Genomic DNA, 11,623 nt, shown 5'->3' on the forward strand with positions numbered 1-11,623 from the left:
CTCTTGCTTTACTCCCCTGAGAAAAAGTGACTTACGAGACGAAGCATTGCGTACACGCCGGCGGCAAGCCCGATGAGCAAACCGAGGATTAAAAAAAGCGGTTCGGTGCCCATGCTCTCGTCCACCCACCTTCCTGCAAAAACGCCGATCAGGATGGACCCTACAAGCTGGGAAAGAATCGCGGACATCAGTGCCATCGCTTGAAACGGGCGGCGATGATCGTTACGCACAAAGCACATCTCCTCCCATAAAAAATGGAGCAGGAAACATTCTCACAGCTCTGTTGTAAAACACGAATAAAATTGTGTCAAACCGATGAAAACCTTATCATTTTACGCCCTTTGTAAGCATACAATAGCCCCATGTCAATGTCAATCACTTCAAAGTAAAAAGTTCACATACTTTTCGAATTCTTTCACTATTGAAAAACGGGGCGAAAAAGCCCCGCTTCAAAAGGAATTTTTTTCTCTCCGCCAACTTTGCAGACTGGGAATTATGCTAACATCATGAACGGATGCGTGGGCGGCCAGCCTCCTTGTTCATGTCAGCGCAAATGATTATCTTTTTAACAGTATCGCACCAGGAGGGCCAATCATGATGATTGTTTCGTACACATCCTCTCGTCCCGCTTTTTTAACAGAGACTTTGGCAATGTAACTTCCATCGGGCGGGAGCGATTCGTTTGGCAAATCCCGCTTCAAAAGGCCTTTGTTCAAGTCCCTGCCGTAATCGAGAAACCCGCGGAACCGGAAGCTGTCCTGATCAAACAAAGCAATGGAGAATTCCTCCGCACCACCAGGTAAATAGACTTCGTACCTGTAGCCTCCCTTGTCGCCTTGCGCAAACTCAAAACCCATCACCCTCGGATAGTCAGGCTCCTCGAACACATAAAGATAAGGTATTCTCACATCCTTGCCGCCGGTATGAAGGGTAATCGTTCCATCATGGATCTTCCCCTGAAGTTTCCGCGGATCCGCATGGAGGCCTATCTCCACTTCCATCTTCCCATTCGGAGCAAGCTCGAAAGGCATTGGGAGCTGCCATTCTATTCCTTGAACAGCACTCGGAACCTCGAAAGCGTAGCGCTGGGTCGTGTGATGGTGGTTTTCCACCAGTATCTTCGCAACATGCCGCTCTTTCGTGACGGAGACGGAAGGGCGGATTGGCTTAATCGGTGTGAGGTCGATTGTACGCCGGTCTGTCTGCCTTTCAGACCTGTTGGTTTGCCCGCTCCTCTCGGAAGGCTTTCCTATGTTAGGAATTTCTACGCTCCTCTCGGTCGCACTTGACCTGCGGAATGATGCTGCTGACTCGGAAGGCTTTCCTGACGCTCCAGTTGATTCAGCTTTGCTAAACTTGCCAAATCGCAGTGCCCCGGGAAGTACGAGTGTCCTCGCATGGACGGCATCAGCAATAGAGATTCGGCCAGCTCCCTGCTCATAAGCTTTATATTTTACGCCATGTTCGTTATGAATCGGGCGAGCCGTATTCATCAGGGCTGATTTGATTTGGTCTGGAGTCCAATCTGGATGATTCTGCTTTAATAGCGCAGCTGCACCAGCCACATGGGGTGCAGCCATGCTCGTTCCTTGGAGAGTCATGTAACCGCCGGGAATGGTGCTCTCGATTGCGACCCCCGGAGCCACAACATCCGGCTTCATATCCCACGTTACCGTAACAGGGCCACGCGAGCTGAAATCAGCAAGCTGATCGCTTTCTTCTATTAATACTATTCGTGAAAAAGCGTTTCCTTTTTGAACGATTTTTTTAAATCTTAATCCTTCTTCCCTCGTAACTGCCGCAACGGGTATTTCCAATGGTTCTTCCAGATTGCCGGAAAAACTCCCCTTTGTATTATTATAAATAATAATCCCCATTGCTCCAGCCTTGTTCGCATGCCTAGCTTTATCTGTAAAGCTGATTTCGCCCCGCTCTGCTAGAACGATTTTTCCAGAAGCATTCTTCACGTCTTCCTCTCTCCCAATGCCTCCATCTACTATTTCTATGCTCCTGTCAAATTCCCAGGCTACCGATCCTTGCAACGGTACAATCTTGATATTTTTATTTTCACCCGAAAAAGTAAGATGAGGAACCTTTAAGGGCGGTGTCGAGGCGCCAACCGAGATAGCCTTAGCGGCAGTTCCCGGTGAGCCGACCGTCCAATTATTCGGACCAGAGTTGCCGGAGGAAGTAACTGCAACAATCCCCTGTTCCACCGCTTTATTCAGCGCGAGCGAAATGGGGAGGTCAGGTCCGTTTACTTCATTGCCAAGTGAGAGATTGAGGACATCCACTTTATCCTCGATCGCCTTATCAATCGCAGCAAGCACCTGTTCCGTTGTCCCAAAGCCGCCAGGACCAAGCGCGCGGTAAGCTTTGATCGATGCGTCCGGTGCGATGCCGGAAATTTTCCCGTTTGCGGCGATGATCCCTGCAACATGGGTGCCATGCAACGTATCTGCCAACCCAAGATTTTGTGATTCCATCGGATCATTATCCCCATCGACAAGGTCCCGCCCCCCGCGATAATTTTTCCGTAAATCAGGGTGGTGGTAATCTACACCCGTATCGATTACCCCAACGATGACTCCTTTACCTGTCAAACGTTGGCCTTTCGCGTCAAAAATACCGCGCACCTCCTCGCTGCCGATTATTTTCATGTTCGGCAATGACTCCGCGCGGTAAGATTGCACTTCAGAGACTGCTTGGATATCAAAATGGCTTTTCAGCTCTTCCACTTGTTGAAGCTCTCCCCGCACGGAGAACCCGATGAGGGCGTGGCGGAATACGTGTCTGATCTTCAACCCGGGATGGGCGTTAGCGAACTTTTGGATTTGGGCATGATTCCACTCTGTTTTGGTGATTACAATGGCAGTTACTGTTCTAGTGGAATCCTCGCGTGGTAGCGGCGGTGTGCGCAGCGAAGCCGGCCCTGCGGCCAGGAGTATCGAAATCACGCATGTGAGCAGCACAGTAAAAAGTGATTTTTTCATCCCCGTTCCCCCTTTTTTGTTAGTTTTTTCTCATGTGGGTGGGAGTATGCAGGAGGAAAGGGGAAAGCGATTTCGGTCGATTTGTGCATTGGGTGTTGTAATCATATATAACTTAATCAGGAAGTTACTGTAGACACTTTCGCATTTACCGTTGATAAATGGCGAGTTACTGTGCGCCGAGGGCAGATTTCAAATTGAGGCACCGCATCCAGATTACAAATAAAACCACATATTACTAATTGAGGAACCTACCGTAGATATTTTCGCATTTACTGTAGATAAATGGTGCTTTACCGTTGATAAATCGTCATTTACCGTAGATAAATCGCTGATTACCGTTGATATCCTGTTTGGGACTGCGCTCGAACCTCTTTTTGCGCGTGTGGAATCGGTTACATACCGCCACCAACAGCAAAACCTTGATACTTTTTTTAAAAAACAAGCATTATCGCAGTGGATTTTCATTTAAAATGACAATTTTTCAGGGGTTTCTGCTTATGCTCTGGCCGAGGGCAGATTTCAAATTGAGGCACCGCATCCAGATTACAAATAAAACCACATATTACTAATTCAGGAACCTACCGTAGATATTTTCGCATTTACCGTTGATAAATGGTGCTTTACCGTTGATAAATCGTCATTTACCGTAGATAAATCGCTGATTACCGTTGATATCCTGTTTGGGACTGCGCTCGAACCTCTTTTTGCGCGTGTGGAATCGGTTACATACCGCCACCAACAGCAAAACCTTGATACTTTTTTAAAAAACAAGCATTATCGCAGTGGATTTTCATTTAAAATGACAATTTTTCAGGGGTTTCTGCTTATGCTCTGGCCGAGGGCAGATTTCAAATTGAGGCACCGCATCCAGATTACAAATAAAACCACATATTACTAATTCAGGAGCCTACCGTAGATACTTTCGCATTTACCGTAGATAAATGGTGCTTTACCGTTGATAGATCGTCATTTACCGTAGATAAATCGCTGATTACCGTTGATATCCTGTTTGGGGACTGCGCTCGAACCTCTTTTTGCGCGTGTGGAATCGGTTACATACCGCCACCAACAGCAAAACCTTGATACTTTTTTAAAAAACAAGCATTATTCTAAGATGTTTTCAATCAATTTTTCAGGATTTTACCTTAAATCAGTTCTTGTGCAATCCAAATCCAAACCTTCGAAACACACGCCGATTTTCATTAAAATAGCCGCACTCTCAAAAATGAAAGGTGCGGCTATCGTTTTACATTGGCTTGTAAGCTTCAGGTCGCTCTTCTGTTGCCTCGAAGTAGTAGCGAATTGCTTGGGCAATTCGCTCGGACGCTTTCCCGTCGCCATAAGGATTGACGGCTTTGGCCATCTTTTCATAGGCAGAGCGGTCTGTCAGAAGCTCTGTCGCCATTTCATAGATTGGCTGCTCTTCGTTTCCGGCAAGCTTAAGCGTACCTGCATCAATGCCTTCCGGGCGCTCTGTTGTGTCGCGGAGCACGAGCACTGGCACACCAAGCGATGGCGCTTCTTCCTGAACGCCGCCTGAATCAGTGAGAATCAGGTAAGCGCGGGAAGCAAAGTTATGGAAATCAATCACATCGAGCGGCTCTATCAGATGTATCCTGTCGTCTTCTCCAAGAATTTCCGCAGCGATTTCTCTAACGGCAGGGTTGAGGTGCACAGGGTACACAACCTGCACATCCTTCTGCTCATCGACAATCCGCTTGATAGCGCGGAACATATTTCTCATTGGCTCACCAAGATTCTCGCGGCGGTGGGCCGTCAAGAGTACAAGACGGTCAGAGCCGAGCTTATCGAGAACAGGGTGTGAATAGTTTTCTTTTACCGTTGTGGAAAGAGCATCGATCGCAGTATTTCCCGTGATAAAAATAGCTTCCTCCTTCTTGTTTTCCGCAAGAAGGTTTTCCGCTGCTTTACTTGTCGGCGAGAAATGGATATCCGCCATCACGCCTGTCAGCTGCCTGTTCATTTCTTCCGGGAACGGCGAGTACTTGTTCCATGTTCGGAGACCAGCCTCCACGTGACCGACAGGAATTTGGTTATAGAACGCGGCAAGACTTGCGACAAAAGTGGTCGTCGTATCGCCGTGAACGAGGACGATATCCGGCTTCGTCTCTTTCATCACTGTGTCGAGGCCCTCTAATCCTCTTGTGGTCACGTCGATCAGCGTCTGCCGATCCTTCATGATATTAAGATCATGGTCCGGTGTGATATTGAAAATATCGAGCACCTGATCGAGCATTTGGCGATGCTGTGCCGTAACAGTGACGATTGACTCGAAGTGCTCCCCATGCTTCTGAAGCTCAAGCACGAGCGGCGCCATTTTGATGGCTTCTGGCCTTGTTCCGAAAATGGTCATGACTTTGATCCGGCGGTTCATGTTATCCACTCCCATTAAAATGTTATCGTTGATGGTTCCCTTCAATACGACGATTATATTGCAAGAAATGTTTCATTATTTTTACATTTGACAAAAAGTAAGCGGCATCCCTGATCGGGCACCGCTTTTTCCATAAAAAAATTACTTCGTTCCGAACAATCTGTCGCCAGCGTCGCCTAGACCTGGCACGATATAACCATGGTCGTCCAGCTTCTCATCAAGCGCCGCAATATAAATATCGACATCTGGATGCGCTTCCTTTAATGCTTCCACGCCTTCAGGTGCAGCGATTAGGCACATGAATTGGATATGCTTGGCACCGCGCTTCTTCAAAGAGTGAATTGCTTCGATTGCAGAACCGCCTGTTGCAAGCATTGGGTCAACAACAATCAGTTCACGTTCTGGGATATCGCTAGGGAGCTTAACATAGTATTCAACAGGCTTAAGCGTTTTAGGGTCGCGGTAAAGACCGATATGTCCAACTTTCGCAGCAGGAATCAGTTTCAAAATTCCATCCACCATGCCGATACCAGCGCGTAAGATAGGAATAACTCCGAGCTTTTTACCTGAAAGAACTTTAGAAGTTGTTTTATCGACAGGGGTTTCAATTTCAATTTCTTGGAGAGGAAGCTCTCTTGTAATCTCGAAAGCCATCAGTGTCGCTACTTCGTCGACCAGCTCGCGGAATTCTTTTGTTCCCGTGTTTTTGTCACGGATGTAAGTCAATTTGTGCTGGATTAAAGGATGGTCGAAAACATATACTTTTGCCATGCTTATCTCTCCTTCTTATTGAAAGTTATTATGTAAAAAAAAATGCGTTCACGCACACTTCGTCTAATTTTACAGAAAAATGCCCTTAAGAGCAACTCATGCAATTAAATGTTAACAAGAATGCCTTAACACATAGAAAAAGCGGCCCAATAAGGACCGCTTTCGCATTTATCTCTCAGGGTAGAGCTCGAACTTAGCCGTTAGTTCTTCTACACGCTTGCTGGACTCTTCCAATACTTTTGCATCTTCGTGGTTTTTCAGAGTTGTCGCAATAATGCTTGCAATTTCGTCCATTTCTTCTTTTCCGAATCCGCGGCTTGTGACAGCAGCTGTACCGATGCGGATACCGCTTGTGACAAATGGACTTTCAGGATCGAAAGGAATGGTGTTCTTATTGACCGTGATGCCGATTTCATCCAATACTTTCTCTCCCACTTTTCCAGTCAAACCAAGGGAACGAAGGTCGACAAGCAGCAAGTGATTGTCAGTTCCGCCTGATACGAGGTCGATGCCTTCTTTTTTCAGGCTATCAGCAAGGCGCTGTGCATTGGAGATGATATTGGCTGCATATGCCTTGAAATCATCCTGCAATGCTTCGCCAAATGCAACAGCTTTCGCAGCGATTACATGCATAAGCGGGCCGCCTTGGATTCCAGGGAAAATCGACTTGTCAATCTTTTTCGCGAATTCTTCACGGCAAAGGATCATGCCGCCGCGTGGACCGCGCAATGTTTTATGTGTAGTCGTTGTAACAAAATCAGCATATGGCACAGGATTCTCATGAAGACCTGCTGCAACCAGGCCAGCGATATGCGCCATATCCACCATCAAATACGCGCCAATTGCGTCCGCAATTTCACGGAAACGCTTGAAATCAATTTTACGTGGATAGGCACTTGCACCCGCTACGATGAGCTTCGGTTTGTGCTGCTGTGCTTTTTCCATTACATCATCATAATTGATTAGATGCGTTTCTTTGTCGACGCCGTACTCGACGAAGTTGTACTGCATGCCACTGAAGTTAACAGGGCTGCCGTGGGTAAGGTGGCCGCCGTGAGACAGATTCATGCCAAGAACCGTGTCGCCATGCTCAAGAATGGTGAAATAAACCGCCATGTTCGCCTGGGCACCGGAATGAGGCTGAACGTTCACATGCTCAGCACCGAAAATTTCTTTCGCACGGTCGCGCGCGATATTTTCCGCTACATCGACATGCTCACAGCCGCCGTAATAGCGTTTGCCCGGATAGCCTTCAGCATATTTGTTTGTCAAAACAGAGCCTTGTGCTTCCATTACTGCTTCACTTACGAAGTTTTCCGATGCAATCAATTCAATTTTTGTACGCTGGCGCTGAAGTTCCTGCTGAATTGATTCAAAAATTTGGCTGTCCTGCTGTTGTAAATGCTTCATTCCTTGCTCCCCCTTTAGATTCTCCCGGAAATAAAAGATACGCTAGTTTGAAAATTCCTTTATATTGTATCCGATAATCACTAGAAAAGAAAGAACGAAACTAGCTGCATTCCTAGGGTAACGCTTACATTCTAAGTATGATGGGATAAAGTTTTTTATGGTATTGCTGGTGACCGGCTGAGCCGTCTACTTACGGCCCAACCAGTCTAAAATTTCATCTGCACGACTCGTTTTCCTGAGTTCGTTCATATAATGCCCGCTCGCCGCCAATCAGCTTTGGCCTCACTTTGGCAAGCGTGACGTGAGCGCTGCCGATACTCTTCTCTGTAACACGGACAGGGACCGCCACATTCTTTAAGTGCATGCCGATAAAGGTGTCGCCGATATCAATTCCAGCATCCGCTTTGATAAACTCAACGACAACAGGGTCAACCATCGCCCTGTAGGCATATGAAGCCATTGCCCCGCCTGCTGTCCTTGCCGGAACGACGCTCACTTCTTCATATCCCCGTTTTTCAGCCGTTTTCCGCTCGATTACAAGGGCCCTGTTTAAGTGTTCACAGCACTGAAATGCAAGTTCGATTCCTGCGGTTTTTGCCAGTTCGTCCAACTGTCCATAAAGCATTTCCGCTACATCATCCGTTCCAGCGGTTCCGATTCTCTTCCCTGCAATCTCACTCGTGCTGCAGCCAATAACGAGCAAGCTTCCCTTTTTCAAGTTCGCCGTATCTTTAAATTGTGAAAGAATGCTACGACATTGATCTTTCCACTGATCTATTAGCATCGTTCTCTTCCTTTCCAATCTCTTGGTAAAAAAATATCTGCAAAAAAGAGGCAGGACTCCCTTTGTCCCGCCCCTTTTCACCTTTACTTGCTTTCGTATTCTGTGATTTTACCTACGCGGTTTGCGTGACGGCCGCCCTCGTACTCAGTAGTCAGCCATGTTTGCGCTATTTCCCGGGCAAGTCCTGGGCCAATAACCCTTTCACCCATTGCAAGCATGTTGCTGTCATTATGCTGGCGAGTAGCTTTTGCACTGAAAAGGTCGTGCACAAGTGCACAGCGGATACCCTTTACTTTATTGGCAGCAATGCTCATCCCGATGCCAGTCCCGCAAATAAGAATGCCGCGGTCGAATTCTCCATTTGCTACTTTTTCCGCAACTGGAAGGGCATAATCCGGGTAGTCAACGGAAGTGTTGCATTCACAGCCGAAATCTTCGTACTGAATGCCCATTTCTTCCATAAGCGACTTGATCTCTTCGCGAATATTCACTCCGCCATGATCCGATGCAATTGCAACTTTCATATGTGGTAGCCTCCTGATTTGCCCGTTGAGCCGAGCTTGATTCTTTCATTATTTTCTCATACTCCCGGAAAAATATAAAGAAAGCTGTCGAGCAGGATAGTAAAATTTCATGACGATTTTCTTGAATGTAAAATTCTCTCAAAAATATGGCGGAGGAAGTATTTATTTCATATTGGGAAAATACATTCATGAAGAAGCAATCATCTAACAGCTTATCAATTGGGAAACTACAATCCCATCAATCGGAATAATGCGTATTCTACTTTTATCCATTTTCCAAAATAATATCAACGTAATAAAAAACTGCCGCAATGAGCAGCAGTCTTCATTAGAGAGTGAATCTCGAAATGGTCGTTTTTAATTTTTCCGCCTGATGCTTCAGCTCGTCCACAAGCTGCTCCACTTCTTCCATGACGGCAGCTTGGTCATGTGCGGATGTGGCAACTTGGATAGCACCTGCTGATGTTTCTTCTGAAATAGCAGCAACCTCTTGAGACTGCGTGGATGTATGCAAAATTCCTTCCATTTGCTTGTCCACATGTGCGGCAATTTTCTTGACAGAGGATGCTGTCTTTTGAACGGTAAGTTCCATATTTCCTAGTACAATGGACGTTTTCTGACTTTTTGTCACTTCAGATTCTACCGTCTCCGTCTGAAGCATCATTTGGCTGACAATCTCACTTACCCCGCTATGGATGCTGCCAATCAGTTCCGTTATCCCCTTAACTGCGTGAGCGCTTTCATCTGCCAGCTTTCGGACTTCCTCTGCTACGACCGCAAAGCCGCGGCCGTGCTCTCCGGCCCGTGCCGCTTCAATAGAAGCATTAAGCGCTAACAAATTAGTCTGTGCCGCCATATCTCCGACAAGTTGAATAATCTCTCCGACGCGAGCTGCATCGCTTTCGAGCTTTTGCACTGTGAGTAGGGAATTTCTGCTTCTTTCCGCGAGTATGTCCATCCCTGAAATGAGGTTTTCTAGCGCTGCTTTTGATGCATGCAATTCTTTTTCCATCTGTTTAGATTCCGAATTGGCTGTTTCCGCCCGCCGCTGGATATCTTCTGCAAGGCGTGCCATGTCGTCTACCGACTCCGCTGTCTCTTGTGTTGCTTCAGATGAACTCTCCGCCCCCGAAGATATTTCTTTAATCGTCGCTGCAATAACAGCAGCCTTGTGGGAAGCGGTTTTCGATCTGTCTGATATAGCATGCACGACTTCATTCGTTTGCTGAAAGTTCTCCTCTATCATTTGCACCATTTCTCTGACGCTTGTAAGCATTCTATTGAACGCCAATGCTAGCGACTGGATTTCATCATCGGACTCGGGAACTTCCACATTTACAGTTAAATCGCCGGCTGCTGCCTGGAGTGCCGTCTCTTCCAATTTCTTGAGTGGTTTAGTCAAGAGCCCTGCAGCGAAGTAAGCAAGAATGCCTGACCAAATCGCCCCAAGCAAAAGAACTCCAAGGCTGTAAACCATCTGACTCATGTTTAACGAATGTTCCACAAGCGGATATAGGAAGTAAATAAAAAATCCGCTAATCGTATATGTAATCACTGCTAATACAAATGTAAAAACGACAAGCTTTTTCCTTATTCCAAAGCGATAATTATTCCCTCTCCCCACAGTTTTGCCTCCCGAAATACTTGTTTTTCCCTTTCACAAGGTAAAAAACAGTTTATCTTTTTCTTCGGCATAAACGCAGGAAAAGTTAACCCTTTTCTAAAACATTATACATCTTTTATACAATCAATTACTTTCTCTATCGCTTCAGAAATCTCTCGAAAGGCAGCTCGATAACGCTCGGCATTCCCCCCAAACGGATCGGCAATATCGATTCCAGCTTCCTCGCCCGCAAACTCTTTCAAGGTGTGAACTTTCCCTTGAGCTTCGGGAAAATGAGCAAGTACCGCATCTTTATGGCTACCGGTCATCGTGAGGATCAAAGTAGCCCAGCCAACTTCCTGTTCTGTTAGAAGCGTTGACTGATGCTCCAAATCCAAGTTATTTTCGCTAAGGACCAGCTTGGCGTTTGGCGAAGCATCGTTGCCATTTGCCGCAAACACCCCCGCCGACCGAACCTCTACGCCAGGAATCTTCTTACCGGCAAGCACCGCTTCCGCCATCGGGCTCCTGCACGTATTCCCTGTACAAACAAACAGTATCTTAGCCATCGTTGTTTCCTCCCTTTTTTCCCATTATAAAATAAAAAGCCCGGCTTTTCACCGGGGCAGAAGTTGATCTATTACACTGATAGTTATGACCTACTTAACCACAAACATCAATTACAGATAAGTTTGGCTTGAATTTAGAAGAAAATAACTTTAGACCAGGTTGACGCTTAGCAGCCGATTCTCTGTAGTTCTATATACCCATTTTTACCATTTTATAGGTTAAATAACGTGTGCTAAGTTGGTGGATAAGTTAGAATAATACTTGAGTAAAAAATATTATTTTTAGCTTTCTACTTAGATAATTTTAAAAAAGGTGATGTCTATTATCAAAGTTGTATTGCATCTACTTCATCACAAATGCAGGAATTGACAGCATTGTTTCGTGAGAAAGAATAAAAATGAACAAAATACTGAATTGGTTTATAGAGCCCTACCTTATCGTGATTTCTGAACTAAAATACCTGTCTCGCTTAAAAAAAGAACCTATTTCGAAAGAAAAGAAGTCCAGAATTTGGAAGCTCCAATATTTTAATATCGTGTTCTGTGCTCTCTATTCTATTTTTGCGATAGGAAC

General features: G+C 46.0%; 9 protein-coding genes and 1 pseudogene. All 10 read right to left on the minus strand.

The annotated features are described in order from the left end of the window. Positions 1–8 precede the first annotated feature (8 nt). Positions 9–197, minus strand: a complete 189-nt coding sequence (locus BQ5796_RS15175; protein ID WP_234969397.1) for an AtpZ/AtpI family protein — start codon at positions 195–197, stop codon at positions 9–11. A 360-nt stretch (positions 198–557) separates the two neighbouring features. Next, positions 558–2,993, minus strand: coding sequence for a S8 family serine peptidase (locus BQ5796_RS15180; protein ID WP_071460985.1), 2,436 nt, complete (start codon positions 2,991–2,993; stop codon positions 558–560). A 1,246-nt stretch (positions 2,994–4,239) separates the two neighbouring features. Next, positions 4,240–5,388 carry a non-hydrolyzing UDP-N-acetylglucosamine 2-epimerase gene (wecB, locus tag BQ5796_RS15185; protein ID WP_071460986.1) on the minus strand — a complete coding sequence of 383 codons (1,149 nt, stop codon included), beginning with the start codon at positions 5,386–5,388 and terminating at the stop codon, positions 4,240–4,242. A gap of 141 nt (positions 5,389–5,529) precedes the next feature. Then, on the minus strand, positions 5,530–6,159 hold the full coding sequence (gene upp / locus BQ5796_RS15190) for a uracil phosphoribosyltransferase (protein WP_071460987.1): 630 nt from the start codon (positions 6,157–6,159) through the stop codon (positions 5,530–5,532). A 168-nt stretch (positions 6,160–6,327) separates the two neighbouring features. Next, positions 6,328–7,569, minus strand: a complete 1,242-nt coding sequence (gene glyA / locus BQ5796_RS15195; RefSeq protein ID WP_071460988.1) for a serine hydroxymethyltransferase — start codon at positions 7,567–7,569, stop codon at positions 6,328–6,330. A gap of 214 nt (positions 7,570–7,783) precedes the next feature. Then, a complete protein-coding gene (locus BQ5796_RS15200) occupies positions 7,784–8,353 on the minus strand; it encodes a TIGR01440 family protein (RefSeq protein WP_071460989.1) in 570 nt (189 codons plus the stop codon). A gap of 83 nt (positions 8,354–8,436) precedes the next feature. Continuing rightward, positions 8,437–8,877, minus strand: coding sequence for a ribose 5-phosphate isomerase B (gene rpiB, locus BQ5796_RS15205; protein WP_071460990.1), 441 nt, complete (start codon positions 8,875–8,877; stop codon positions 8,437–8,439). A 328-nt stretch (positions 8,878–9,205) separates the two neighbouring features. Then, complete coding sequence (locus BQ5796_RS15210) at positions 9,206–10,153, minus strand: methyl-accepting chemotaxis protein (protein WP_428839322.1); 948 nt, start codon at positions 10,151–10,153, stop codon at positions 9,206–9,208. Then, positions 10,145–10,363, minus strand: a pseudogene (locus tag BQ5796_RS18885) (HAMP domain-containing protein); the annotation flags it as partial. The gene BQ5796_RS15210 and the pseudogene BQ5796_RS18885, both read right to left, overlap by 9 nt. A 242-nt stretch (positions 10,364–10,605) precedes the next feature. Next, complete coding sequence (locus BQ5796_RS15215) at positions 10,606–11,049, minus strand: low molecular weight protein arginine phosphatase (protein WP_071460992.1); 444 nt, start codon at positions 11,047–11,049, stop codon at positions 10,606–10,608. Positions 11,050–11,623 lie beyond the last annotated feature (574 nt).

The sequence above is a fragment of the Bacillus massilinigeriensis genome, from assembly GCF_900111815.1.
Classification (GTDB): domain Bacteria; phylum Bacillota; class Bacilli; order Bacillales; family Cytobacillaceae; genus Mesobacillus_C; species Mesobacillus_C mediterraneensis.